Here is a 24,498-nt window from a genome sequence, read left to right as displayed (position 1 = left end):
TGTCTTCCCGTTCCCGGCCCGGCACCCGTACCGGCGGTGTGGCGCGACACGTGGTCACGGCACACCGCCGGGGCCGCGTCACCCGAGCTTCGCCACGGCGAGGTTCAGCTCCAGTACGTTGACGTGCGGGTCGCCGAGCACCCCGAGCTGCCGCCCGTACGTGTACCGCTCGACCAGCCGGCGTACGTCCGCCGCCGGCACGTTCCGGGCCTTCGCGACCCGGTTGACCTGGATCGCGGCGTACTCCGGGGAGATGTCCGGGTCGAGCCCGGACGCCGACGCCGTCACCGCGTCCGGCGGTACCTGGGTCGGGGCGACGCCGTTCTCCCTGGCCACGGCGGCCCGGCGGGCCCGGATCGCCTTGACCAGCTCGGGGTTGGACGGCCCGAGGTTGGAGCCGCCGCTGCCGTCGGCGCCGTCACCGCCGGCCGCGTACCCCTTCGCGCCGGCGAGGGAGGCGCGCGGGTGGAACCACGCCGCGCCGGTGAAGTTCTGCCCGATCAGGCGGGAGCCGACGACCCGGCCGTCGGACTCGACGGGCGAGCCCTGCGCGTGGTTCCGGAACAGCACCTGGCCGACCGCCCACGTGGCCACCGGGTACCCGAGGCCGAGGATCACGGTCAGCACGACCAGGATCCGAAGCGCCGCCACATGCTGGCGGATCCATCCGGTACGCACGATGGTCACCCCAATCCCGGGATGTGCGAGACGAGCAGGTCGATGAGCTTGATGCCGACGAACGGGACGACGATGCCGCCCAGCCCGTAGATCAGGACGTTGCGGCGCAGCAGCGAGGCCGCCGACCGCGCCCGGTACTTCACGCCCCGCATCGCCAGCGGTACCAGCAGCACGATGATGATCGCGTTGAAGATGACCGCCGACGCGATGGCCGACGTGGAACTGTGCAGCTGCATGACGTTGAGCCGGTCCAGGCCCGGGAACACCGAGGCGAACATGGCCGGGATGATCGCGAAGTACTTCGCCACGTCGTTGGCCACCGAGAAGGTGGTCAGCGCGCCCCGGGTGATCAGCAGCTGCTTGCCGATCTCCACGATCTCGATGAGCTTCGTCGGGTTGGAGTCGAGGTCGACCATGTTGCCGGCCTCCTTCGCCGCCATGGTCCCGGTGTTCATGGCCACGCCGACGTCCGCCTGCGCCAGCGCGGGCGCGTCGTTCGTACCGTCGCCGGTCATGGCGACGAGGTGGCCGCCCTCCTGTTCCTTGCGGATCAGGGCGAGCTTGTCCTCCGGCTTCGCCTCGGCGAGGTAGTCGTCGACGCCGGCCTCCTCGGCGATGGCCGCCGCGGTCAGCGGGTTGTCACCGGTGATCATCACGGTACGGATGCCCATCCGGCGCAGCTCGCCGAAGCGGTCGGCCATGCCCTCCTTGACGACGTCCTTGAGGTGGATGACGCCCTGCACCTCGGCTGTGCCGCCCGCCGGCCGCGTCGCCACCAGCAGTGGCGTACCGCCGGTGCCGGACACCGCGTCCACCGCCGCCGACGTACCGTCGGGCACCTCGCCGCCGCCCTGCCGTACCCAGTGCATGACCGCGGCCGCGGCACCCTTGCGTACCTGGGTGCCGTCGGGCAGGTCGACGCCCGACATCCGGGTCTCCGCCGAGAACGGTACGAAGTGCGCGTCGGTGACCTCGCGCCCGCGCAGCCCGTACCTCTCCTTGGCGTACACGACGACGGAGCGGCCCTCGGGGGTCTCGTCGGCGAGGCTGGCGAGCTGCGCGGCGGACGCTAGCCGCTCGGGGTCGCAGCCGCCGACCGGGACGAACTCCGACGCCTGCCGGGCGCCCATGGTGATCGTGCCGGTCTTGTCCAGCAGCAGCGTGGACACGTCGCCGGCCGCCTCGACCGCCCGGCCGGACAGCGCGAGGACGTTGCGCTGCACCAGGCGGTCCATCCCGGCGATGCCGATCGCGCTCAACAGTGCGCCGATCGTGGTCGGGATGAGGCAGACCAGCAGCGCGCACAGCACGATGACGGACTGCCGGGCGTGCGAGTAGACCGCCATCGGCTGCAACGCCGCGATCGTCAGCAGGAACACGATCGTGAGTCCGGCGAGCAGGATGTTCAGCGCGATCTCGTTCGGCGTCTTCTGCCGGGACGCGCCCTCGACGAGGCCGATCATCTTGTCCAGGAACGTTTCCCCGGGCCTCGTCGTGATCCGTACGACGATCCGGTCGGACAGGACGCGGGTGCCGCCGGTCACCGCCGACCGGTCGCCGCCGGCCTCCCGGATCACCGGTGCGGACTCGCCGGTGATGGCCGACTCGTCGACGCTCGCGACGCCCTCGACCACCTCGCCGTCGCCCGGGATCGTGTCCCCGGCCTCGCAGACGACCCGGTCCCCGACCGTCAGCTCGGTACCCGGTACGGCCCGCTCGCCGGCGGTGTCGTCCACCAGCAGCCGCGCCGTCACGTCCGTACGGGCCCGGCGCAGCGAGTCCGCCTGCGCCTTGCCTCGGCTCTCCGCCACCGCCTCCGCCAGGTTCGCGAAGATGGCGGTGATCCACAGCCAGACGGCGATCACCCAGGCGAACACGGACGGGTCGACGACCGCCAGTACGGTCGTGACGACCGAACCGACCTCCACCACGAACATGACCGGGTTGCGGACCATGTGCCGCGGGTCGAGCTTCGCCAGCGCCGCCGGCAGCGAGCGCGCCAGCGTCGCCGGATCCAGCAACCCGCCGGCCCTTCCCGTCGTACGGCGGGGTCCGTGCGGTCCGCCCGGGGTGGCCGGACCGTCCGATGTGGACCGTCCACTGTGAACGTCCACTGTAGACATCGACTCGTTCTCCTTGGTGTCGACCGGGCCCGTCCCGCGCCGGTCACCGGGTACCGGTGCGCGTCGCCCGGCGACGCTCGGGTCCGTACTCATGCCAGCCCCTCGGCGAGCGGGCCGAGCGCCAGTGCCGGCAGGAACGTGAGGCCGGCGACGATCAGGATCACGCCGACGAACAGCACGGTGAACAGCGGCGTGTGGGTCGGCATGGTGCCCGCCGACGCCGGGACCTTCTGCTGCTTCGCCAACGAACCGGCGAGCGCCAGGACGAACACGATCGGCACGAACCGTCCGATGAGGACGGACAGCCCGGTCGTCACGTTGTAGAACATGGTGTTCGCGGACAGGCCGCCGAACGCCGAGCCGTTGTTGTTCGCCGCCGACGTGTACGCGTACAGGATCTCGGAGAGGCCGTGCGGTCCCGGGTTGAGGATCGACGAGGTGCCCATTTTCGTGACGACCGCGATGCCGGTGAACACCAGCACCGTCGCCGGCATGACGAGGATGTACAGCCCGACGAGCTTCATCTCCCGCGCGCCGATCCGCTTCCCCAGGTACTCCGGGGTCCGGCCGACCATCAGCCCGGCGAGGAACACGGCGAGGACGGCGAGCACGAGCGCGCCGTACAGGCCGGATCCGACGCCACCGGGCGTGACCTCGCCCAGGTGCATGTCGAACAGCGTGACCCCGCCACCCAGCGCCGTGTACGAGTCGTGCCACGAGTCCACCGCACCCGTCGACGTCATCGTCGTACCGACGGAGAACAGGGACGAGGCGAGGACGCCGAAGCGGGTCTCCTTGCCCTCCATCGACGCGCCGGCCGCGGTCGGGGCCGCACCCGGATGGTGCGCCTCCACCACACCGGACGCGACGACCGCGCCCAGGCAGATGACCGCCATCGCCGCCACCACCGCGTACCCCTGGCGCCGGTCGCCGACCATCCGGCCGAACGCGTACGGCAGGGAGAACGGGATGAGCAGGATCAGGAACACCTCGAACAGGTTCGTGAACGAGGTCGGGTTCTCGAACGGGTGCGCCGAGTTGGCGTTGTAGAAGCCGCCGCCGTTGGTGCCGAGTTCCTTGATGGACTCCTGGCTCGCCACCGGCCCGCCCGGGATGTGCTGGGTCGCGCCCTGCACGGTGTGCGCGTCGAACCCGTGCGTGAAGTTCTGCACCGCGCCGAAGCCGACCAGTACGACCGCCGCCACGAACGCCAGCGGCAGCAGCACCCGCAGCGAGCCGCGCGTGAGGTCGACCCAGAAGTTGCCGAGCCGGTCGGTACGGCTGCGCGCCAGTCCGCGGATCAGCGCGACCGCCACGGCCAGGCCGACCGCCGCCGACACGAAGTTCTGCACCGCCAGGCCGGCCATCTGGACCAGGTGACCCATCACCTGCTCGCCCGAGTACGACTGCCAGTTGGTGTTCGTGACGAAGCTGGCGGCCGTGTTCCAGGACATGTCCGGTGCGACGTTCTGCCGACCGAGCGACAGCGGCAGCCAGTGCTGCACGCGCTGGAGCCCGTACAGCAGGAGGACGGAGACCGCCGAGAACGCCAGCACGCTGCGCAGGTACGCCGGCCAGCGCTGCTCGCCGTCACCGTCCACACCGGACAGCCGGTACAGCAGCCTCTCGACTCTGAGGTGGGTGGTGCCCGAGTACACCCGGGCCAGGTAGGAACCGAGGGGTCGGTGCACGACGACGAGGGCCGCGACCAGCAGCCCCACCGAGAGCACCGCCGCGAGGGTGGGATTCATGGGGGGTTACTTCTCCGGGAAGAGGAGGGCGCGGACCAGGAAACCGATCAGCGCGACCACGATGACGAGGCCGACGAGGTCCTCAGCCTTCACAGCCGTTCGACCCCCTTGGCCACGAGCGCGAGGAGACCGAAGAACGCGACGGTCAGCGCGATGAAGAGGATGTCCAACACGGATCCCACGGTTCCGCCGGCGCCGGGCGGCGGCCAGATCCGCTGACGGATCCCTAACGGCGCCCGACCCGCCGCTAGCGGTTCGCTAACACGCCCCGCCGCTGCCGTCCGGCGCACCCGTCCGCGATGTCGGGCACGTACGCTCTATGCCATGTTCACGCTGCTGCTGACCTTGCACGTGCTTCTGGCGATCTTCCTGATCGGGCCGCTGGCGATGATCCCGATGACGGCGATGCGCTCGATCCGCAAGCGGGACGCGTCCGCCGTCGGCGACGCCGCCCGCCAGACCACCGTCTACGGGCTCGCCTCGATCGTGGTGTTCCTGCTCGGCTTCGGCGTGGCCGGCAGCAAGAGCAACCGGTTCAGCCTCGGTGACCCCTGGATCACGATCTCCATGACGCTGTACGTGATCGCCCTGGTCCTCGTGCTCGCCGTCCTCGTACCGGACCTGCGGCGGGCGGCGAAGCTGCTGACCGCCGGCGTACCGGACGCGCCGAAGCCGGCGAAGGGCGACGAGCCGGAGGAGACGGTCAGCGCGACCGCGTCCGAGCTGGCCGAGCACGCCCGCCTCAGTTCCGTACGTGCCCGGGTCAGCGCCATCGGCGGCCTCGTCGCGCTGCTGTTCATCGCGATCATCGTGCTGATGGTGACCAAGCCCTTCAGCTGACCGCCGTCCCGCCGGCCACGGGGCCGGCACCCGAATCCGTTGTGGTTGAGCCGAACCCGGTGCCCGCGTGGGTGCCGGGTTCGGCGTACCGGCGACCGGGTCGGCACCTCCGGCGACCTGTCCGCGGCGCCGGCCGGCAGTACGGTCAGGCGGGGTCGAGGGGCCAGCCGGGGGCGTGCCGCGGCCACGGGGCGGCGGCCTCGATCTGGGCGGCGACGGCGAGCAGCAGCCACTCGCCGCCCGGCGGCGCCACCAGCTGCACGGCGGCGGGCAGCCCGTCCGGCCGCGTCCCCGCCGGTACGGTCAGCGCCGGCAACCCCGCCACGTTCCACGGCGCGGCGTACGGCGCGTACCGCGTCGAGGTGATGACGTTGGCCAGCCAGCCGCGCTCGGACCAGCGGCGGGCGGGCGGCGGCGGGCCGGCGAGTACCGGGGTGAGCAGCAGGTCGTGCCGCTCGAAGAAGCCGAGACACTCGTCGTACCACCGGGTCGCGTCCTGCTCGCGGACCATGCCGCGGCCGAACGCGACGGAACCGATCGCGGCGTGCCACCGGGTCCGCCGCTGCAACTCGGCCCGCTCGAACGGCGCCGCGTCCGCGTACGCCCCGGCGAACCAGCGGGCGAGCGTCGCCTTCACCAGACCCACCGGGTACCGCGGGTCGGCGCGGCGCGCGTCGTGGCCGGCGCCGACGAGCAGCCGGGCGACCCGGCCGACCGCGTCCCGTACGGCGGTGTCGGGGAAGACGCCGGCGACCGGGCTGCGCAGGGAGACGGCGACCGACAGCCGCGGCGGCGTCGTGTACCGGCGGCCGACCTGGTCGGCGAGCACCGCGAAGCCGAGCGCGGCGTCGTCGACGGTGGTGGCGAGCACGCCGTTCTCCACCATGCCGAACCAGTCGGTCTCGCCGATGTCGGCCGGCACCACGCCGTGACCGGGCTTGAAGCCGAGCAGCCCGCAGCAGGCGGCCGGGATGCGCAGCGAGCCGAGACCGTCGTTGCCGTGCGCCAGCGGCACCATGCCGGCGGCGACGGCGGCGGCCGACCCGCCGGACGACCCGCCCGGCGTACGCTCCTCGTCCCACGGGTTACGGGTGATGCCGGTCCCGTCGTCGGTCACCGCGAACAGCCCCAACTCCGGCATCCGCGTACTCCCGAGCACGACGGCGCCGGCACCGCGGAGCCGCCGTACGACCTCGTGGTCGGCTTCGGCGGGCGGCAGGCTGGCCGCGGCCGAACCGTACCAGCGGGTCTCGCCGGCGATCGGGGTGTTCTCCTTGACCGCGACCGGTACGCCGGCGAGCGCGAGACCACCCAGGTCGGGCAGGTCGTCGACGATGCCGGCCTCGCCGAGCGCGGGCACCGTGCGCACCTCGCGGAACGCGCGCAGCCGGTCGTCGGCCGGGGCGAGCGCGCGCAGGTGCGCGTCGACCACCTCGCCGGCGGTCGCGTCCCCCCGGCGCACCGCGTTGGCGATCCCGGATGCCGTCGCACCGACCCACACCATGATCCGCCCCCTCCCGGCAGCGGATCCATCGTGCCAGTCCCGGCCCGGGCACGGACATTCAGGTCGCGGACAACCCGGTCAGACCGGGACAGGACCGGAGCGTCCGTCGGCTACGAATACGCGCCGAAACCGCTCACCACGGCACCGTCGCGCAGCGTCAGTACCTCGCTGACGAGCTGGCCGGTCTGGTTGCGGTAGTTGATGACCACGGTGTCCAGGCAGACCTGCACGCTCTGCACGGTGAACCGCAGGTCCGACAACCGCCTCAACCCCTCCGTCCAGTACTCGCGGAGGGCGGCCTTGCCGCGCACGGTGTCGGTACCGATCACGGCCACCGCGTACGGCGAGCGGAAGACCACGTCGTCGGCGTAGTGCTCCAGTACGCGGTCCAGATCGTGGGAGTTCCAGCGGGCTTCCCAGTCGGCCGCGAACCGTTGCGCCTCTTCGATGTCCATCCGGCGACGGTAACCACGGCCCACCATGCGGAACACCGCATTCCCGTACGGTGGGCGTCCGTTCGGCCGGCGCCGAACCGTTGCGGCCCTAGGGTCGCCGGCATGACCACGACCGTACCGGCCAGTCAGGTGTCCCGGCGGCACGGCGGCGAGCGCCGCTGGCCGGTACTCGTCGCCGCGAGCATGGCGTTCGGCGTGATCCAGCTCGACGTGAGCGTGGTGAACGTGGCGGTCCGCCCGATCACCGCCGAACTCGGCGGCGGCGTACCGGGCGGGCAGTGGGTGGTCGACGCGTACACGGTGGTGTTCGCGGCGCTGATGCTGACCGCGGGCGCCCTCGGCGACCGGTACGGGGCGCGGCGGATGGTACTGGCCGGGTTCGCGGTGTTCGCCGCGGCGTCGCTCGGCTGCGCGCTCGCACCCGGGCTCGGCCCGCTGATCGCCGGCCGCGCCGCGCAGGGGGTCGGCGGCGCGCTGCTCGGCGGCTGCGCGCTGAGCCTGCTGCACCACGCGTACCCGGAGCCGCGGGAGCGGGCCCGCGCCGTGGCGCTGTGGGCGGCCGGCGCCAGCACCACCCTCGCCGGCGGTCCGGTACTCGGCGGCCTGCTCACCGACGCGTTCGGCTGGCGTTCGGTGTTCCTGTGCACGGTCCCGGTCGGCGCGGTCGGCGGCTGGCTCGTCGCCCGGTACGCCCGGCCGTCGCCGCGCTCCGCGACCCGGCTCGACCCGTACGGGCAGGTGGCGGCGGTGGTGGCGCTGACCTGCCTGGCCGCCGGCACGATCGAGGCGGGCACCCGCGGCGGCACCGATCCCCTCGTACTCGCGCTCGTCGCGGCCGGCGTACCGGCGGCGGTGGTGTTCGGTCGGCGGGCGACGCGGGACGCCGCGCTGGCACCGGTGTTCCGGGTACGGCCGGTGCGGGCGGCGATGCTCGGCGGCCTGCTCGTCAACGTCGGCTTCTACGGCCTCGTCTTCGTCCTGGGCCTGTACCTCCAGCGGCACCTCACGCCGTCGGCGACCGGGCTGGCGTTCGTACCGATGATGGCGGCGATCATGGTCGGCAACGTGACGGCCGCCCGGCTCGCGCACCGCGTCGGCCCGGCCCGGCTCGTCGCCGCGGGCGCACTCGTCATGACCCTCGGGTACGTGGGGCTCGTCGTCACCGGGGACGCCGGCTACCCGGCGATGGCCGCGCAGCTCGTGGCGCTGGGCGGTGGACTGGGCCTGCTCGTACCGGCGCTGACGGGCACCGTGCTGGACGGTGTGGACGCGTCCCGGTCCGGCGTCGCGTCCGGGGCGTTCACCACGCTCCGGCAGGCCGGCAGCGTCCTCGGCGTCGCCCTCTTCGGCACCCTGTACGCCGGGGCCGGCGGCCTGCGCACCGTGGTGGTACCGGCCGGGATCGGCACGCTCGCGGTGGCCGCGCTCGTCCTCGTACGGCGACCGCGGGAGTGACGCGCGGGCGGCCGGGCCGCCCGCGCACTCCGGTCAGGACAGGGCCTGGTCCAGGTCGGCGAGCAGGTCGTCGACGTGCTCGATGCCGACGGACAGCCGCACCAGGTCGTCCGGTACCTCCAGCGGCGAGCCGGCCGCGCTCGCGTGCGTCATCTGCCCCGGGTGCTCGATCAGCGACTCGATGCCGCCGAGCGACTCGGCCAGCGTGAACAGCTTCGCGTTGTTGCAGACCCGTACGGCGGCGTCGCGGCCACCGGCGTGCCGGAAGCTGATCATGCCGCCGAACCGGCGCATCTGCTTGGCGGCCACCTCGTGCCCCGGGTGCTCGGGCAGCCCCGGGTACAGCACCGCGGACACCGACCGGTGCCCCGTCAGGTACGCGGCGATCCGCTCGGCGTTGTCGCAGTGCCGCTCCATGCGTACGGCGAGGGTCTTGGTGCCGCGCAACGTCAGCCAGGAGTCGAACGGGCCGGCCACCGCGCCCATCGAGTTCTGGTGGAAGGCGATCTCGTCGGCGAGCCCGGGGTCGGTGACGATCAGCGCGCCGCCGACCACGTCCGAGTGCCCACCCAGGTACTTGGTGGTCGAGTGGACGATCACGTCGGCGCCCAGCGTCAGCGGCTGCTGCAGGTACGGCGAGGCGAACGTGTTGTCGACGACGAGCCGGGCGCCGCGCTCGTGCGCGACCGCGGCCAGCGACGGGATGTCGGCGATGGACAGCAGCGGGTTGGTCGGCGTCTCGCACCAGACGAGCTTGGTCTGCGGCGTCATCGCCGCCCGTACACTGTCCACATCGGACAGACGGGCCGCCGTCCAGGACAGGCCCCAGCGCGCCGCCACCTTGCTGAACAACCGGAACGTGCCGCCGTACGCGTCGTCCGGGATCACCACGTGGTCGCCGGGCTGGCACACCGTACGCAGCAGGGTGTCCTCGGCCGCCATGCCGGACGCGAACGCGAACCCGCGCCGACCGCCCTCCAGCGCCGTCAGGCACTCCTCCAGCGCCAGCCGCGTCGGGTTCTTCGTCCGCGAGTACTCGTAGCCCTCGCGGGTGCCACCGACGCCGTCCTGGGCGTACGTGGAGGTGGCGTAGATCGGGGGGATCACCGCGCCGGTGCGGGGATCCGGCTCCTGCCCGGCGTGGATGGCAAGAGTCTCGAAGCTGTACGTCATGGACCGAGCCTAACGGCCCGTAGTCTTGGGCCGTGGCGGACTGTCTCTTCTGCTCGATCGTGGCCGGCGACGTACCGGCCCAGCACGTCCTCGACGACCCGGACGCGGTCGGCTTCCTCGACGCCCGACCCCTGTTCAAGGGCCATGTCCTGGTGGTACCGCGGGAGCACCGGGAGACCCTGACCGATATGCCCGCCGACGCGCTCGGCGGGTTCTTCGCGACGGTACAGCGGGTGACGGCGGCGGTGGAGCGGGCGATGGGCTCGGCCGGCTCGTTCGTGGCGCTGAACAACCGCGTCAGCCAGAGCGTGCCGCACCTGCACGTGCACGTCGTACCGCGGAACCGGAAGGACGGGCTGCGCGGCTTCTTCTGGCCCCGGACGAAGTACGCGGACGACACCGAAGCGGCCGACTACGCCGACCGCATCCGTACCGCGCTGGTGGACGGGAACACCGACCGGCCGTGACCCGTTGAGCGGGACAGAGGAGGGTGCACCATGTCGCTGTTCCGTCGTTCCACCACACTGCCCACCCCGGAGGAGGCCCTACCCGGCCGCGCCGACGCGTTGCCCGTCGCCGACCGGCACGTTGTCCTCGACACCCCGATGCGCGGCCCCTGGCCCACCGGGTACGAGACGGCCGTGTTCGGGATGGGCTGCTTCTGGGGCGCCGAGCGGATCTTCTGGCGGATCCCCGGCGTGTACTCCACGGCGGCCGGGTACGCGGGCGGCAGCACGCCGAACCCGACGTACGAGGAGGTGTGTTCGGGTGGCACCGGGCACGCCGAGGTCGTCCAGGTCGTGTACGACCCGACCACGGTGTCGTACGAGGAGCTGCTGAAGGCGTTCTGGGAGAACCACGACCCGACGCAGGGCATGCGGCAGGGCAACGACGTGGGCTCGCAGTACCGGTCGGTGGTGCTGACGACGACGCCGCAGCAGGCCGAGGCCGCGGAGCGTACGCGGGCGGCGTTCCAGCCCGCGGTGACCGGCGCCGGGCTGGGCGAGATCACCACCGAGATCGCGCCGCTGACCGACTTCTACTACGCCGAGGACTACCACCAGCAGTACCTGTCGGACGCGAAGAACCCGTACGGCTACTGCAACCACGGGCCCAACGGGCTGTCCTGCCCGATCGGCGTGGCCCGCGCCGACTGACCGTCCACAGTGGACCCGGCGCCCGGTTCCGCGGTCCCTGGGCGGTTCCCACCAGGCGTGATGCCCCGACGATGTCGGGGCATCACGCTTTGTCAACCGCCCGCCCGTCGGGTGACGTGACCGGCCCGGAGGGTCACCACCGGCCCGGAACGCGTGGCACGAAGACGGGATGAGCAGTGTGGTGACCGGAAGGTACGGTTCTTCTCAACGGCAGCACAGGGGCAGGCAAGACCAAGCAGAACCAGTACGAAAAGCAAGGCCCACAAGCAGAGCAGTGATTCAGGGAGGAACCCCGTGAGCGACGAGTACCAGGCTGATGTGGACGGCGACGGCCAGGCGGACGACATCCAGGTCGAGCAGACCGACCACGGCACCGAGTACCTCGTGGACACCAACCACGACGGCCAGGCCGACTACCAGTTCGAGGACTCGAACAACGACGGCACCGTCGACTACGGCGAGGCCGACACCAACCACGACGGCACCGCCGACGTGGCGGTGAGCTACGACTCCAGCGGCAACGTCGAGTACGCGGCGGCCGACACCAACGGCGACGGGTCGTACGACACCGCCGTCGCGGAGGGCTCCGACGGCCAGTACCACGAGGTCAACTACTCGGACGACAGCAACCCGTACCTCAACGCCTGAGCACGGGTTCCCGGGGGCACCGGGGTGGGATTCATCGAACGGGTCGACCCGCACGGGTCGGCCCGTTCGCCGTGTCCGGCCGGCGGTCCGGGCGGCCGGACACCGGTGACGCGGTCGACGGGCACGGCGGCCGTGGCCATGGTCGCGGCCCCCGGTCGGTGGCCGGCGCGCCGGCGGGTCGCGGCACCCGGGCGCGCCCGGCGGGGTGGTGTCGCGCAGGCAGTAGTCTCGGCGCATGTGGCTGCGCGCCGGTGAACCCGCCGACTCCCAGGACCTGTACGCGATCCAGCATGCCGCGTCGACCGCCGCGTACGGGGAGCTGTTCCCGCCCGACCGGTACCCGTTCCCCGAGCAGCAGGTCGCCGCGCAGTGCTGGCGCATCCTCACCGACAAGGCGTACCAGGTGCTGGTGGCGGTCGGGGACGACGAGCCGGTCGGCTTCGTGACCGTCAAGGGCGACCGGATCGACCAGCTGTACGTGCGGCCCGAGCACTGGCGCCGCGGGTACGGTGGGCGGCTGCTCGACGCGGCCGTCGACCTGGTCCGGCAGCAGGGGCACGCGGTGGCGCGGCTCTGGGTACTGGAGGCGAACCCCACCGCCCGCGCCCTGTACGAGCGGCGCGGCTGGATGCCGGACGGTTCGACCGGCCGGGCGCACCACCCGCCGTACCCGGCTGAGGTCGGCTACCGGCTCGACGTCACAGCCGATCCCGCAGCAGCGACACCGACTTCCGGAAGTACCGGTGATCCGGTGGACGGGTCAGGAAGTCCAGCAGCGCGAACAGATCCAGCGCGCGACTGACCGGGCGCCAGTCCGCCGGCAGTACGCCACCGGCGTCGACGTACCCGGTGGTGAAGGCGGTGGCGACGGCGGGCGCGGCGAACCGCAGCGCGTTGCCCACGTCGAACAGCGGCGTGCCGGACAGCGCGAACTCCCAGTCGAGGACCGCGGTGAGCCGCCAACCGCCGCGGTACGGCTCGGCCAGGACGTTCTTCGGGTTGTAGTCGCCGTGCACCAGCCCGGCGTCCGCCGCGACCGACTCCACCAGCGGCGCCTCCCGCGCCACCAGTGCGCGCAACGCCGCCAGTTCCGTACCGTCGAACGCGGTGCTGGCGTGCGACGCGGCCAGCGTTCGGTCCGCGTACGCGACGAGGTCGGTGGCGAGCGGTCCGCCGGTGGGTACCAGGTCGGGGCCGAGCAGGCCGGGCTCCTCGAACGGGACCGCCGCGCCGATCGCGGCGAGCGTCTCCCCCATCGCGCGGGCCAGTCCGGGCGCGTCGGCGGCGGGCACCCGGTCCCCCGGCGTACCGGGGGCGAAGCGGCTGACCAGCAACGGTGTGCCGAGCAGCGCGCCGGCCGGGTCGGCGAACACCAGCTCCGGCACCGGTACGGCGGTGGCGCGGAGCCGGTCGGCGAGCGCCGCCTCGACCGCGCACACCGCCGCGTCCGTGCACCGGCGCAGCACGTACCGGTCGGGGCCGGCGGTCTCGGCGAGCACGGTGACGTTCCGGTACCCGCCGGTCAGCGGGCGGGTACCGGTGATGTCGCGGCCGAGCGTGGCCGACAGCGCGGACAGCTCGGCCGCGGTGAACGGACCCGTCACGCAGTCGACAGGTACGTCAGCAGGTCCTGGCGGGTGAGCACGCCCTTCGGCTTGCCGTCGACCAGGACCAGCGCGGCGTCGTCGGCCTCCAGCAGCGCGATCGCCGCGCCGACCGGCTGGCCGGCGCCGACCAGCGGCAGCGGCGACGACATGTGGCCCTCGACCGGGTCGTGCAGGTGCGCGGCGCCGGTGAACACCGCGTCGAGCAGGTCGCGCTCCTTGACGGAGCCGACGACCTCGGCGGTGACGACCGGCGGCTCCGCCTTCACGACCGGCATCTGGCTGACCCCGTACTCCCGCATCACGTCGATCGCGTCGCGCAGCGTCTCGGTCGGGTGTACGTGCACCAGTTCGGGCAGCCGGCCGCTCTTGCCGGCGAGCGCGTCGCCGACCGTCGCCGACCCGCCACCCGTACTGAGGAAGCCGTAGTGCGACATCCAGCCGTCGTTGAAGATCTTCGACAGGTAGCCGCGGCCGCCGTCGGGCAGCAGGACGACGACCACGTCGTCCGGCCCGGCCTGCTCGGCCACCCGCAACGCGGCCACCGCCGCCATCCCGCAGGAACCGCCGACGAGCAGCCCTTCCTCGCGGGCCAGCCGCCGGGTCAGCTCGAACGAGTCGGAGTCGGAGACGGCGATGATCTCGTCGCACACCGCCCGGTCGTACGCGTCCGGCCAGAAGTCCTCGCCGACCCCCTCGACCAGGTACGGCCGGCCGGTGCCGCCGGAGTAGACCGAGCCCTCGGGGTCGGCGCCGACGACCTTCACCACGCCGTTCGAGATCTCCTTGAGGTACCGGCCGGTGCCGGAGATGGTGCCGCCGGTGCCGATGCCCGCGACGAAGTGGGTGATCCGGCCGTCGGTCTGCGCCCACAGCTCCGGGCCCGTCGTCTCGTAGTGCGAGCGCGGGTTGTTCGGGTTGGAGTACTGGTCGGGCTTCCACGCGTTGGGGATCTCGCGGACCAGGCGGTCGGAGACGTTGTAGTACGACCGGGGGTCCTCGGGGGCGACGGCGGTCGGGCAGACCTCGACGCGCGCCCCGTACGCCCGGAGGACGTTGATCTTGTCCTCGCTGACCTTGTCCGGGCAGACGAAGACGCACCGGTAGCCGCGCTGCTGCGCGACGATGGCCAGCCCAACGCCGGTGTTTCCGCTGGTCGGCTCGACGATCGTGCCGCCGGGCTTCAGCTCGCCCGATGCCTCGGCCGCCTCGATCATCCGGACCGCGATGCGGTCCTTGACGCTGCCGCCGGGGTTGAAGTACTCCACCTTCGCCAGCACCGTGGCCCGGGTGCGCTCGCTGATCACGTTGCGCAGTCGGACCAGCGGGGTGTCGCCGATCAGGTCGACGACCGACTCGTAGTACCGCACGCCGTTGTGCTCCTTCATCGTGCCGGGAATCCGGCCGCCGCCGGTGACAGGTCTGAGCTTAACGAGCGCTCGGGGCGCCCGAGCGGGGACCGGTGTTCCTTTCTTCTACATTTCGTAGTAACTTCTACGCGTGATAGAAGATCGGCACCGCCCGACCCCGGGACGCGCGGCCGACTGGGCGGACCGACGGCTCGCCCTCGCCGGCCCGTACCGCCGGATCCTCACCAAGGTCTTCCCCGACCACTGGTCGTTCATGCTCGGCGAGATCGCCCTGTACTCGTTCCTCGTCCTGCTGCTGAGCGGCACGTTCCTCGCGTTCTTCTTCAGCCCGTCGTCGACCGAGGTCGTCTACCACGGCTCGTACGTGCCGCTGTCCGGCGTACGGATGTCCGGCGCGTACGCGTCGACCCTGGACCTGTCCTTCGACGTACGCGGCGGGCTGGTCCTGCGGCAGTTGCACCACTGGTCGGCGCTGCTGTTCATGGCCGCGATCGTGGTGCACATGCTGCGGGTGTTCTTCACCGGCGCGTTCCGGCGGCCCCGCGAACTCAACTGGATGGTCGGGTTCCTGCTGTTCTGGATCGGCTTCGCGGAGGGGCTCCTCGGCTACTCGCTGCCCGACGACGCGCTGTCCGGCACCGGCCTGCGGATCATCGACGCGATCGTCACGTCGATCCCGCTCGTCGGTACGTGGACGTCGTTCGCGCTGTTCGGCGGCGAGTTCCCGGGTGACGTGATCCTCGGCCGGTTCTACATCCTGCACGTGTTCGTACTGCCCGGCGTCGTCCTCGCGCTCGTCGCGCTGCACCTGGCCCTGCTCGTACGGCAGAAGCACACGCAGTTCGCGGGGCCCGGCCGGACCGAGCACAACGTGGTCGGACACCGGATGTTCCCCGGGTTCGCGGCACGCGGCGGCGGCTTCTTCGCCATGGTCTTCGGCGTACTGGCCCTGCTCGCCGGGCTCGTCCAGATCAACCCGGTATGGCTGTTCGGCCCGTACCGGGCGGCGGTGGTGTCGTCGGCGTCGCAGCCCGACTGGTACGTGATGTTCCTCGACGGGCTCGTACGGCTGTTCCCCGCCTGGGAGCTGCGCTTCGGCCTGCTCGGCCACGGGTACACGGTGCCCGCGGTGTTCTTCGCCGCCGTACCGGTGCCCACCGCGATGGTGCTCGGCGGGCTGCTCTACCCGTTCCTGGAGCAGCGGTTCGGCCGCGACCGGGCGGCACACCACCTGCTCCAGCGGCCCCGCGACGTACCGGCCAGGACCGGGCTCGGCGCGATGGCCGTGACGTTCTGGCTGGTCCTCACGGTGTCCGGGGGCAACGACGTGATCGCGCAGAAGTTCGACGTCAGCCTGAACGCGATGACCTGGGCCGGCCGCATCGGCATCCTCGTCCTGCCGCCGCTGGCGTACCTGCTGGCGCACCGGATCTGCCTCGGCCTCCAGCAACACGACCGGGAGGTGCTGGCGCACGGCATCGAGACCGGCATCATCACCCGGCTGCCGAACGGGCGGTTCGCCGAGGTGCACCAGCCGCTCACCGACGGCACCGCCCTCCCCTACCGCGGGTGGGCGGTGCCGAAACGGATGAACCGGGTGGGCGCGGCCGGCCCCGCCCCCAAGGGCTTCTTCGTACCGGTGGAGCAGGACGACCGCGCCGAACTCACGGGGTCTCGGCGCTGAACCCCGGCATCGGGCCGCCGGACATGTGCGGCTCCCGTGCCGCGTACTGCGGGCCCGGCGCGTACTGCGGGCCGGGCGCGTGCTGCGGGCCGGGCGCGCCGTGGCCGGGGTGCTGCTGGCCGGCACCCGGACCCCCGTACGTCCTGGCCTGGGAGTCCTCCCACGCCAGGAACCGCTCCGCCTCGTCGAACAGCGCACCCGCCAGCCAGGCCAGCGCGACACCGTCGTCGGCCAGTCCGAACACCAGCAGGAACGCCTCCGGCACGAGGTCGACCGGCGACACGATGTACACCGCGGCGACGATCAGCGCGGCGAACCGCCCCCAGCTCATCCCCTGGTACCGCCCGCGGAACCGGGCACCGAACATGCGGGGCATCGCGCCGAGCCGGCGCCCCATGCCGGGGCCGCCCCGCGCGAACAGCGCCCTGCCCAGCGCCACGAAACCGTTGCGTTTCGGTTGCGCGCCTGTCGTCATCGGCCACCTCCCGGGTCGGGAGTACCCATGGTGCCCGGTCCGTGCACCTCTTGGCACCTCCGAATCGTGAACACCTCGCACATCCGACCCGCCGCGAGGCAATGTGGACGGTATGGATCTCGACGAGGCACGCGCCGTCCTGCGCGAGCAGCACCACGCCGTACTCGCCACCGTGAAGGCGGACGGCACCCCGCAGCTGAGCCCGGTCACCGTCGGCGTCGACGCGGCCGGCCACGCGGTGATCAGTACCCGGGAGACGGCGTTCAAGACGCGGAACCTGCGGCGCGACCCGCGGGTGTTCCTGTGCGTCCTGCCGGACGGCTTCTACGGCGGACGCTGGATCCAGGTCTCCGGTACGGCCGAGGTCGTGTCGCTGCCCGACGCGATGGAACCGCTGGTCGAGTACTACCGCGGCATCTCCGGCGAGCACCCGGACTGGGACGAGTACCGGCAGGCGATGCGCGACCAGCGCCGGGTCGTCGTCCGCGTGACGCTGGAGTCGGCCGGGCCGGACCGGCAGGGCTGACGTCCGCTTTGAGAGCCAACTGACAGGACGTTGTCGCACCTTCCGGTTAGCGTTGAGAGAGATCGACTGAGGCGTACCGGAGCGAGGTGGTGGGTGTGAGTCGAGCGTCCCGGGCCCGCAGGATCGCCGTCGCCGCAGCCTATGGTGGCGGCGGTCTCGGTCTGCTCGGTGCGGCGGCGACCGGCGTGCTGATCGGCGAGGCGAAGCTGGCCCGCTGGGCGATCCGGATCCCGGAGGATCCGGTCCCCGAGTGCGACGGCGACTACGGCACGGAGTACGAGGGGGCGCCGCTGACGATGGCGGTGCTCGGCGACTCCAGCGCCGCCGGGATGGGCGCCGAGCTGCCCCGGCAGACGCCGGGCGCGCTGCTGGCCAGCGGGCTCGCCGACATCCTGCACCGGCCGGTCCGCCTGCACTGCTTCGCCGTCGTCGGCGCGCTCAGCGCCGACCTGCACCCGCAACTCGACCAGGCCCTCGACGTACGGCCGGACGTGGCGGTGGTGCTCGTCGGCGGCAACGACGTCACGCACATGACCCGGCCGCCGGTGGCGGTGCGGCACCTGTCCCGGGTGGTGGAACGGCTGCGCGGGGCGGGCGCCCAGGTCGTCGTCGGCACCTGCCCGGACCTCGGCACGATCCGGCCGATCCGGCAGCCGCTGCGCTGGATCTGCCGGCGGTGGAGCCGGGAGCTGGCCGCCGCGCAGACGATCGGCGCCGTACAGGCGGGTGCGCGCACCGTGTCGCTCGGTGACCTGCTCGGCCCCGACTTCCTCGCCGCGCCGGACGAGATGTTCTCCGCCGACCACTTCCACCCCTCCCCCGCCGGGTACGCGAAGGCCGTGGCGGCGATCCTGCCGACGGTGGCGTCCGTGGTCGGCGGGCTGGGCGAGCCGGTCGGGCCGGAGCCGGTGCGGATGCTGCACTCGCTGCCGGAGGCGGCGGTCGCGGCCGCCGACCGCGCCGGTACGGAGGTGAGTGCGGCGAGTGAGGCCCCGGTCGGCGGACGGTGGGCGCAGCTGCGCAGGCGGGTCAGGTTGCTCGCCGCCCGGCCCACCGATCCGCGGAAACCGGCGACAATGGTCAGCGAGCCGGCGGCGGAGCAGACCTGACGGATCCGGCGCCCCCGCCGCCCGGTGCGACAGACGGGAGTGCGGGATGAAGGCTGTACGGGTGGCCAGGATCGTCGGCAGGGGTGTCCTGGTGTCGACGGCGGCGTCCGTGCTCGTCACCGCCGGCATCCTGGCGGTCGAGACCGCGATGGCCCTCGGCCGACGGTACGGGCAGCCCGCGGTCGGTCCGGGCATGCGGGCGACGTTCGGGCCGACGCACGCACCCGTACTCAGACTGGCCATGTTGGGTGATTCCACCGCAGCCGGGGTGGGCGTGGACCGGGTCGAGGACACGGTCGGCGGGCACCTGGCGGAGCGGCTGGCCGCCACCGGCGTACGGGTGGAGCTGACCAGCGCCGCGGTCTCCGGTTCGGGCAGCGGCGACCTGGACCCGCAGGTGGCCCGTACGTTGCTGGTGGAGCCGCCGGATCTCGCGGTCATCCTGGTCGGCGGCGCGGACGTGGTGCACGCGACGGCGCCGAGCCAGGCCGCGGCGGAGCTGTCGGCGGCGATCACCCGGCTCCGCGATGCTGGTACGGCGGTGGTCGTGGGCACGTGCCCGGAGTTGGCCGCCTGCCGCGCCATCGCCCAGCCCCTCCGCGAACTCGTCGGGTACGCGGGGCGGCGGTTGGCGCGGGCGCAGGCGTCGGCGACGCGCGCCGCGGACGGCGTACCGGTGGATCTGGGGGCGGCGACGGGGACGGTGTTCCGGGCGGATCCGGGGATGTTGTGCCCGGACGGCTTCCATCCGTCGGCCGACGGGTACCGGATCTGGTCGCACGCGCTGTACCCGGCGGTCGCGGCGCTGCACGGCTCCACGCGCTGAGTCCGGGCCGACGGCAGCACCCGAGGCTACTGGGTAGTAACGTGCGGGGTATGGCAGAAGCAGTCATCGTGGCGACGGCGCGGTCGCCGATCGGACGGGCCGTCAAGGGCTCCCTGCGCGACGTACGGCCGGACGACCTGGCCGCGACCATCATCCGGGCGGCGCTGGACAAGGTCCCGCAGCTCGACCCCGAGCTGATCGACGACCTGTACCTGGGCTGCGGGCTGCCCGGCGGCGAGCAGGGCTTCAACATGGCCCGCGTCGTCTCGGTCCTCCTCGGGTACGACCGGCTCCCCGGCGCCACCGTCACCCGCTACTGCGCGTCCAGCCTGCAGACCACGCGGATGGCGTTCCACGCCATCAAGGCCGGCGAAGGCGACGTGTTCCTGTCCGCCGGCGTCGAGTGCGTCTCCCGGTACGGCCGCGGCAACTCCGACGCGCTGCCCGCCGAGGCGCAGGCACTGGTCGGCGGCGGTTGGCAGAACCCGCGCTTCGCCGCGGCGTACGAGCGGTCGACGCTGCGGGCCGGCGGCGGCCAGCCGGACTGGACCGACCCGCGCGCCGACGGCGAGCTGCCCGACGTGTACCTGGCGATGGGGCAGACGGCCGAGAACCTGGCCGAGGCGTACGGGGTGAGCCGCGCCGAGATGGACGAGTTCGGCGTACGCAGCCAGAACCTGGCCGAGGAGGCGATCAAGGCGGGCTTCTGGTCCCGCGAGATCACCCCGGTCACCCTGCCCGACGGTACGGTCGTCGACGGCGACGACGGCCCGCGCGCCGGTACGACGCTGGAGGCCGTGTCCGGGCTGAAGCCGGTGTTCCGGCCCGACGGCCGGGTCACCGCCGGCAACTGCTGCCCGCTGAACGACGGCGCCGCCGCGGTCGTCGTCATGAGCGACACCAAGGCCGCCGAACTCGGGCTCACGCCGCTGGCGCGGATCGTGTCCACCGGCGTGTCCGCGCTGTCGCCGGAGATCATGGGCCTCGGCCCGGTCGAGGCGTCCCGGCAGGCGCTCGCCCGCGCCGGCCTGACCATCGACGACATCGACCTGGTCGAGATCAACGAGGCGTTCGCCGCCCAGGTCATCCCGTCGTACCAGCAGCTCGGGATCCCGCTGGAGAAGCTGAACGTGTCCGGCGGCGCCATCGCGGTCGGCCACCCGTTCGGCATGACCGGGGCGCGGATCACCGGCACCCTGCTCAACAACCTGGCCTGGCACGACAAGCGGTACGGCCTGGAGACCATGTGCGTAGGCGGCGGCCAGGGCATGGCGATGGTGGTGGAACGGCTCAGCTGAGCCGATCCGGCGGTACGTCAGGGCAGCAGCGCACCGCTGGCCTGACGTACCGCGGAGTGCGCGGCGGTGCGGGTGTCGGCCGGCGGGTCGGCGGCGAGCAGGTCGGCGGCGACCACCCGGAGCTGGTCCGGCAGGGCCAGGTCGTTGTCCAGCCGCGGCACCGGTACGTGCGCCCGCGACTCGGAGTCCGCGCCCAGATCGGCGAGCCGCTGCACCAGCTCGTGCAGTACGTCGGCGCGGCGCGGCGTACCGGCCGCCCACGCCGACGGGGTCCAGTGCGCGACGCCGTCCGCGAGCCGGCGGACGGCGGTCGCCAGGTCGAGCGCGGTCACCGGCGCAGGTAGCTGAGCATCCGCAGGATCTGCCAGTACAGGAAGATCAGGCCGGCGAGCAGGCCGAACGCGCAGTACCAGGCGTACTTCTGCGGGGCGCCGGCCCGGACGCCCTCCTCGACCGCGGCGAAGTCGAGCACGAACGTCAGCGCGCCGATCACGATGCAGGCCAACGTGAACACGATCGGCAGCCAGCCGACCCGGCCGTTCACCGAGTACTCCACCAGGCCGGGGTTGTGGCCGAACGCCGCCATGATCCCGTTGAACAGGCCGAGCACCAGCAGACCGGCCAGGGAGCCGATGACGACCTTCGCGAACATCGGCGTCGCCCGCAGCACCCGGAACTTGTACAGCACCGCCATCACGGCGAAGATCCCGAACGTGCCGACCACCGCCTGGAGCACGATGCCCGAGTAGAACTGCTCGAAGACGCGGCTCACCGTGCCGAGCAGCAGGCCCTGGGCCACCGCGTACACCGCGATGACGGCCGGGTTGGTGATCGGGCGGAACCACGAGAACAGCGCCACGCCGAACGTGGCCAGCACGGCCACGGCCAGCAGCGGCCCGGCGAGCGCGCCGGTCATCGGCAGCGCCACCCAGCTGAGCGCGCCGACCGCGCCGGTCAGGACGAGCAGGCCGATCGTGCGGATGACGACGTCGTCCAGCGTCATCGGGCGTACCTCGGGCGCCACCATGCCGGGCGTCGTCGGGTACGGGGTCTGCGGCTGGCCGTAGCCCCGCTGCCCGTACTGCGGTGCCCCGTACTGGGGCTGGCCGTACCGGGGGGCTCCGTACTGGGGCTGGGCCTGGCCGGCGGGAACCCGGTCCCGGACGGCCGTCCGCAGCATGCGGTTGAGCATCGGGTTCGAGCTTCGCAACGCCGCCTCCTCGTGGGTGTGGCCGCGGCCGCCGACCCGTGGGCCGACCGCCGCTGCCAGCAAGGGTACCGGCCCGCGACGGGACGCCGTTCCGCCCGCACGGACCGTCCCCGACGTACGACGCAACGCCACCAGCCCGCGCGCGTCCACCGATTTCGGTACGTACCAAACGAGGGTGGGCGGTGGCTGGGTTGTGGCAGAGTTTTGTTGACGCTGTGGGGAAAGCGTTTCTAGGGTGGAGTCGAATGGGCTAGACCAAAATGGCGAGGGGCGTGGGGTGCGGATCCTGCTCGTACCGCTGGACGACCGGCCGGTGAACGTGACGCTGCCCGCGATGGTCGCCGCCGTCGCCGGCGCGCGATGCGTGGCGCCGCCGGCCGCGCTGCTCGGCCGTGCCCGCGAACCCGCCGACCCGGACGCCCTCACCGACTGGGTACGGGACGAGGCCGGTGCGGCGGACGCGGTCGTCGCGTGCCTGGACACGCTGGCGTACGGCGGGCTGATCGCGTCGCGTACCAGCGGGCACCCGACCGCCGACGCGCTCGGCCGCTGGTCCGTCCTCGCCGACCTGCGCCGGGAGCGCCCCGAGCTGCCCGTACTCGCGGTGTCCACGGTGCTGCGCGCGTCCGACTCGTACCACGGGGCGGAGGAACCTGACTACTGGCCGCGGTACGGCCGCGAGCTGCACGCGCTCGGTGGCGCACTGCACCGGCGGTACGCCGGGCACGACGGCACGCGGCTGGCCGAGCTGCGCGCCGCGGTACCGGACGAGGTGCGGCGCGACTTCCTCACCCGGCGGCTGCGCAACCACGCGGCGAACCTCGACGCGGTCCGGCTCGCCGCCACCGGCGTCCTCAGCACCCTGCTCGTGACCAGCGACGACACCGCCGAGTGGGCGGCCGGCACGCTGGAGGAGGGCTGGCTGCGGCACTGGATCGACGCGCTCGGCGCCGACGACCGGGTGCACGTCCATCCGGGCGCCGACGAGGTCGGCTCGGTACTCGTGGCCCGCGCGGTGCTGGGCGCCGCGGGCCTCGCGCCGACGGTACGGGTGCACTGCCCGGTGCCGGGCGCCGACCGGGTCGCGCCGTACGAGAACGTGCCGGTGTCGGTGACCGCCGCCCGCCAGGTACGCGCCGCCGGCGGCACGGTCGTCACGGCCGGCGACGCCGACGTGCACCTGGTCCTGCACCCGCCCGCGCCCGGCGGTCCGGGCTGGCACAGCGACTTCCGGCCCGACCCCGACCCGGCCGCGGTGGGGCCCGTCGCGGCGCTCGCGGCCCGGCTGGTACGGGACGGGCGGCTGGTGGCCGTCGCCGACACCCGGTACGCCAACGGCGCCGACCCGGTACTCCTCGACGCGCTCACCGCGGCGGCCGACCCGTACGACCTGGCGGCGTACGCGGGGTGGAACACGGCAGGCAACACGATCGGGACGGCGGTCGCGCACGCGCTGGCCCGGTACGCGGGACGTACCACCGGACGCGGGGACGAGGACGCGCACCGGCGGCTGGTCGCACACCGGTTGCTGGAGGACGGCGGCTACCAGGCCGGCGTACGCGGGCGGCTGGAGCGGCGCCTCGGCGGGGCGGACGTCGCGCGGCTCGACGGCGGGACGCTGGCCGACGCGGAGTCCTGGCTCGCGGACGCGCTCGGCGAGCATCTGGCGGCGGCGCCGTGGGGTCGCGGCCTGCGCATCGCACCCGGTACGGTCCGGCTGCCGTGGCGCCGTACCTTCGAGGTCGACTTCGCGCTCGGTCCGGCCGACGGCGGGTGGCCGGTGGTCCCGCGGTGACGCCACCCGGACGGTTGGACAATGGGCAGGTCGGTCCACCGGCCACACCCAGCGAGAACGATCCTGAGGGGAAGCCGATCATGGCACGGGTGTCCGAGCAGGGCACGGTCCACAAGTACGAGCGGGTGCGTCGGGCGCTGCTCGCCGACATCGCCACCCGGCAGCCGCACGCCGCGCTGCCCACCGAGCGGGACCTGGCCGCCACGTACCAGGTGAGCCGGATGACGGTGCGGCAGGCGCTGGACGCGCTGCGCGCCGACGGCGTCGTGTACCGGGTGCAGGGGTCGGGCACGTTCGTCGCCGGGCCGACGATCTCGAAGACGCTGTCGCTCACCTCGTTCTCGGAGGACATGGTCGCCCGCGGGCTCACACCCGGCTCCCGGCTCCTCGCCGCGAACGAGGTACCGGCCGGCACGCTCGCCGACGAGCTGGCCGTCACGCCGGACACCCCGCTCGTCCGGATGTTCCGGGTACGGCTCGCCGACGGCGACCCGATCTGCCTGGAGACGGTGCACCTGCCGGCGGCCCGGGTGCCCGGCCTCCTCGACGCCGACCACACCGGCTCGCTGTACGAGCTCCTCGCGGAGCGGTACCGGCTGCGGGTGGTGCGGGCCGAGCAGGTGGTGCAGGCCGTCGTACTCGGCGACGCGGACGCCGTACTGCTGAGCAGCCCGCCCGGTTCGCCGGCACTGCGGGTGCACCGGATCGGCCTGGACGAGCGGGACCGGCCGGTCGAGGCCACCACCACCGTGTACCGCGGCGACCGCTACGACCTGCGCTTCGCCATCACCCGCGACTGACGGCTGCGTCCGGGCCG

24 protein-coding genes are annotated in these 24,498 nt (G+C 72.9%); 13 read left to right on the top strand and 11 right to left on the bottom strand.

Going from position 1 to position 24,498, the window contains the following annotated elements:
* Positions 1-78: 78 nt before the first annotated feature.
* The 3 genes from kdpC to kdpA form a co-directional block, all read right to left on the bottom strand.
* Positions 79-678, bottom strand: coding sequence for a potassium-transporting ATPase subunit KdpC (gene kdpC / locus Aru02nite_RS06455; protein ID WP_373324850.1), 600 nt, complete (start codon positions 676-678; stop codon positions 79-81).
* 5 nt (positions 679-683) lie between these two features.
* Complete coding sequence (gene kdpB, locus Aru02nite_RS06450; protein WP_203655750.1) at positions 684-2,801, bottom strand: potassium-transporting ATPase subunit KdpB; 2,118 nt, start codon at positions 2,799-2,801, stop codon at positions 684-686.
* A gap of 89 nt (positions 2,802-2,890) precedes the next feature.
* A complete protein-coding gene (gene kdpA / locus Aru02nite_RS06445) occupies positions 2,891-4,552 on the bottom strand; it encodes a potassium-transporting ATPase subunit KdpA (protein WP_203655658.1) in 1,662 nt (553 codons plus the stop codon).
* A gap of 324 nt (positions 4,553-4,876) precedes the next feature.
* Here kdpA and Aru02nite_RS06440 point away from each other — a divergent pair, with 324 nt between their 5' ends.
* A complete protein-coding gene (locus Aru02nite_RS06440) occupies positions 4,877-5,392 on the top strand; it encodes an MFS transporter (RefSeq protein WP_203655656.1) in 516 nt (171 codons plus the stop codon).
* A gap of 145 nt (positions 5,393-5,537) precedes the next feature.
* On the opposite strand, the gene Aru02nite_RS06435 is transcribed toward Aru02nite_RS06440, so the two are convergent.
* A complete protein-coding gene (locus tag Aru02nite_RS06435) occupies positions 5,538-6,896 on the bottom strand; it encodes an amidase (RefSeq protein WP_203655654.1) in 1,359 nt (452 codons plus the stop codon).
* Positions 6,897-7,006: 110 nt separating this feature from the next.
* On the bottom strand, positions 7,007-7,351 hold the full coding sequence (locus Aru02nite_RS06430; protein ID WP_203655652.1) for a nuclear transport factor 2 family protein: 345 nt from the start codon (positions 7,349-7,351) through the stop codon (positions 7,007-7,009).
* 102 nt (positions 7,352-7,453) lie between these two features.
* Here Aru02nite_RS06430 and Aru02nite_RS06425 point away from each other — a divergent pair, with 102 nt between their 5' ends.
* The gene (locus Aru02nite_RS06425; RefSeq protein ID WP_203655650.1) at positions 7,454-8,806 is read left to right on the top strand and encodes an MFS transporter; all 1,353 of its coding nucleotides are present in this window, start codon (positions 7,454-7,456) and stop codon (positions 8,804-8,806) included.
* Positions 8,807-8,839: 33 nt separating this feature from the next.
* Here Aru02nite_RS06425 and Aru02nite_RS06420 read toward each other — a convergent pair whose 3' ends face one another.
* Positions 8,840-9,979 (bottom strand): cystathionine gamma-synthase, encoded by a 1,140-nt coding sequence (locus tag Aru02nite_RS06420; RefSeq protein WP_203655648.1) that lies wholly within the window; start codon positions 9,977-9,979, stop codon positions 8,840-8,842.
* 32 nt (positions 9,980-10,011) lie between these two features.
* Here Aru02nite_RS06420 and Aru02nite_RS06415 point away from each other — a divergent pair, with 32 nt between their 5' ends.
* The 4 genes from Aru02nite_RS06415 to Aru02nite_RS06400 all read left to right on the top strand — a co-directional run bounded on the left by Aru02nite_RS06415 (position 10,012) and on the right by Aru02nite_RS06400 (position 12,586).
* Positions 10,012-10,446: an HIT family protein gene (locus Aru02nite_RS06415; RefSeq protein ID WP_203655646.1), complete on the top strand. Its 435-nt coding sequence runs from the start codon at positions 10,012-10,014 to the stop codon at positions 10,444-10,446.
* A gap of 30 nt (positions 10,447-10,476) precedes the next feature.
* On the top strand, positions 10,477-11,136 hold the full coding sequence (gene msrA, locus Aru02nite_RS06410; protein WP_203655644.1) for a peptide-methionine (S)-S-oxide reductase MsrA: 660 nt from the start codon (positions 10,477-10,479) through the stop codon (positions 11,134-11,136).
* Positions 11,137-11,430: 294 nt separating this feature from the next.
* Entirely contained in the window at positions 11,431-11,784 is a 354-nt protein-coding gene (locus Aru02nite_RS06405) for a hypothetical protein (RefSeq protein ID WP_203655642.1), read from the top strand.
* 235 nt (positions 11,785-12,019) lie between these two features.
* Positions 12,020-12,586 (top strand): GNAT family N-acetyltransferase, encoded by a 567-nt coding sequence (locus tag Aru02nite_RS06400; protein WP_203655640.1) that lies wholly within the window; start codon positions 12,020-12,022, stop codon positions 12,584-12,586.
* Here Aru02nite_RS06400 and Aru02nite_RS06395 read toward each other — a convergent pair.
* Positions 12,483-13,388, bottom strand: a complete 906-nt coding sequence (locus tag Aru02nite_RS06395) for a phosphotransferase family protein (RefSeq protein WP_203655638.1) — start codon at positions 13,386-13,388, stop codon at positions 12,483-12,485. The genes Aru02nite_RS06400 and Aru02nite_RS06395 overlap by 104 nt on opposite strands.
* Entirely contained in the window at positions 13,385-14,758 is a 1,374-nt protein-coding gene (locus Aru02nite_RS06390) for a cystathionine beta-synthase (RefSeq protein WP_203655749.1), read from the bottom strand. The genes Aru02nite_RS06395 and Aru02nite_RS06390 overlap by 4 nt, the downstream gene beginning before the upstream one ends.
* 130 nt (positions 14,759-14,888) lie before the next feature.
* Between Aru02nite_RS06390 and qcrB the strand changes: the two genes are divergently transcribed.
* Positions 14,889-16,442: a cytochrome bc1 complex cytochrome b subunit gene (qcrB, locus tag Aru02nite_RS06385; protein ID WP_373324849.1), complete on the top strand. Its 1,554-nt coding sequence runs from the start codon at positions 14,889-14,891 to the stop codon at positions 16,440-16,442.
* Here the strand turns inward: qcrB and Aru02nite_RS06380 are convergent.
* On the bottom strand, positions 16,423-16,917 hold the full coding sequence (locus Aru02nite_RS06380; protein ID WP_203655637.1) for a YkvA family protein: 495 nt from the start codon (positions 16,915-16,917) through the stop codon (positions 16,423-16,425). The genes qcrB and Aru02nite_RS06380 overlap by 20 nt on opposite strands.
* A 112-nt stretch (positions 16,918-17,029) precedes the next feature.
* Here Aru02nite_RS06380 and Aru02nite_RS06375 point away from each other — a divergent pair, with 112 nt between their 5' ends.
* The 4 genes from Aru02nite_RS06375 to Aru02nite_RS06360 all read left to right on the top strand — a co-directional run bounded on the left by Aru02nite_RS06375 (position 17,030) and on the right by Aru02nite_RS06360 (position 20,676).
* Entirely contained in the window at positions 17,030-17,443 is a 414-nt protein-coding gene (locus Aru02nite_RS06375; protein WP_203655636.1) for a PPOX class F420-dependent oxidoreductase, read from the top strand.
* Between the two features lie 95 nt (positions 17,444-17,538).
* Positions 17,539-18,552 carry an SGNH/GDSL hydrolase family protein gene (locus Aru02nite_RS06370; protein ID WP_373324848.1) on the top strand — a complete coding sequence of 338 codons (1,014 nt, stop codon included), beginning with the start codon at positions 17,539-17,541 and terminating at the stop codon, positions 18,550-18,552.
* A 46-nt stretch (positions 18,553-18,598) separates the two neighbouring features.
* Positions 18,599-19,378 carry an SGNH/GDSL hydrolase family protein gene (locus Aru02nite_RS06365; protein ID WP_203655634.1) on the top strand — a complete coding sequence of 260 codons (780 nt, stop codon included), beginning with the start codon at positions 18,599-18,601 and terminating at the stop codon, positions 19,376-19,378.
* A gap of 50 nt (positions 19,379-19,428) precedes the next feature.
* Complete coding sequence (locus Aru02nite_RS06360; RefSeq protein WP_203655633.1) at positions 19,429-20,676, top strand: acetyl-CoA C-acetyltransferase; 1,248 nt, start codon at positions 19,429-19,431, stop codon at positions 20,674-20,676.
* Positions 20,677-20,693: 17 nt separating this feature from the next.
* Here the strand turns inward: Aru02nite_RS06360 and Aru02nite_RS06355 are convergent, their stop codons facing one another.
* Together Aru02nite_RS06355 and Aru02nite_RS06350 are read right to left on the bottom strand one after the other, a co-directional pair.
* On the bottom strand, positions 20,694-21,008 hold the full coding sequence (locus tag Aru02nite_RS06355) for a hypothetical protein (RefSeq protein WP_239076443.1): 315 nt from the start codon (positions 21,006-21,008) through the stop codon (positions 20,694-20,696).
* A complete protein-coding gene (locus tag Aru02nite_RS06350; protein ID WP_239076442.1) occupies positions 21,005-21,856 on the bottom strand; it encodes a Bax inhibitor-1/YccA family protein in 852 nt (283 codons plus the stop codon). The genes Aru02nite_RS06355 and Aru02nite_RS06350 overlap by 4 nt, the downstream gene beginning before the upstream one ends.
* A gap of 307 nt (positions 21,857-22,163) precedes the next feature.
* Between Aru02nite_RS06350 and Aru02nite_RS06345 the strand changes: the two genes are divergently transcribed.
* Both Aru02nite_RS06345 and Aru02nite_RS06340 read left to right on the top strand, forming a co-directional pair.
* The gene (locus Aru02nite_RS06345) at positions 22,164-23,681 is read left to right on the top strand and encodes a DUF4127 family protein (protein ID WP_203655632.1); all 1,518 of its coding nucleotides are present in this window, start codon (positions 22,164-22,166) and stop codon (positions 23,679-23,681) included.
* Positions 23,682-23,761: 80 nt separating this feature from the next.
* Positions 23,762-24,481, top strand: a complete 720-nt coding sequence (locus Aru02nite_RS06340; RefSeq protein ID WP_203655630.1) for a GntR family transcriptional regulator — start codon at positions 23,762-23,764, stop codon at positions 24,479-24,481.
* Positions 24,482-24,498 lie beyond the last annotated feature (17 nt).

This window comes from Actinocatenispora rupis (assembly GCF_016861975.1).
GTDB lineage: Bacteria > Actinomycetota > Actinomycetes > Mycobacteriales > Micromonosporaceae > Actinocatenispora > Actinocatenispora rupis.
Note: the sequence above shows the minus strand (reverse complement) of the source record. Positions and strands in the feature narration are given on the sequence as shown.

Coding starts and splice junctions, on each gene's coding strand:
- Aru02nite_RS06365 (WP_203655634.1), top strand. CDS start 18,599: ATGAAGGCTGTACGGGTGGCCAGGATCGTCGGCAGGGGTGTCCTGGTG.
- Aru02nite_RS06350 (WP_239076442.1), bottom strand. CDS start 21,856: ATGCTGCGGACGGCCGTCCGGGACCGGGTTCCCGCCGGCCAGGCCCAG.
- Aru02nite_RS06440 (WP_203655656.1), top strand. CDS start 4,877: ATGTTCACGCTGCTGCTGACCTTGCACGTGCTTCTGGCGATCTTCCTG.
- Aru02nite_RS06360 (WP_203655633.1), top strand. CDS start 19,429: ATGGCAGAAGCAGTCATCGTGGCGACGGCGCGGTCGCCGATCGGACGG.
- kdpA (WP_203655658.1), bottom strand. CDS start 4,552: ATGAATCCCACCCTCGCGGCGGTGCTCTCGGTGGGGCTGCTGGTCGCG.
- Aru02nite_RS06430 (WP_203655652.1), bottom strand. CDS start 7,351: ATGGACATCGAAGAGGCGCAACGGTTCGCGGCCGACTGGGAAGCCCGC.
- Aru02nite_RS06425 (WP_203655650.1), top strand. CDS start 7,454: ATGACCACGACCGTACCGGCCAGTCAGGTGTCCCGGCGGCACGGCGGC.
- Aru02nite_RS06340 (WP_203655630.1), top strand. CDS start 23,762: ATGGCACGGGTGTCCGAGCAGGGCACGGTCCACAAGTACGAGCGGGTG.
- Aru02nite_RS06420 (WP_203655648.1), bottom strand. CDS start 9,979: ATGACGTACAGCTTCGAGACTCTTGCCATCCACGCCGGGCAGGAGCCG.
- Aru02nite_RS06375 (WP_203655636.1), top strand. CDS start 17,030: ATGGATCTCGACGAGGCACGCGCCGTCCTGCGCGAGCAGCACCACGCC.
- msrA (WP_203655644.1), top strand. CDS start 10,477: ATGTCGCTGTTCCGTCGTTCCACCACACTGCCCACCCCGGAGGAGGCC.
- Aru02nite_RS06435 (WP_203655654.1), bottom strand. CDS start 6,896: ATGGTGTGGGTCGGTGCGACGGCATCCGGGATCGCCAACGCGGTGCGC.
- Aru02nite_RS06380 (WP_203655637.1), bottom strand. CDS start 16,917: ATGACGACAGGCGCGCAACCGAAACGCAACGGTTTCGTGGCGCTGGGC.
- Aru02nite_RS06400 (WP_203655640.1), top strand. CDS start 12,020: ATGTGGCTGCGCGCCGGTGAACCCGCCGACTCCCAGGACCTGTACGCG.
- kdpB (WP_203655750.1), bottom strand. CDS start 2,801: ATGTCTACAGTGGACGTTCACAGTGGACGGTCCACATCGGACGGTCCG.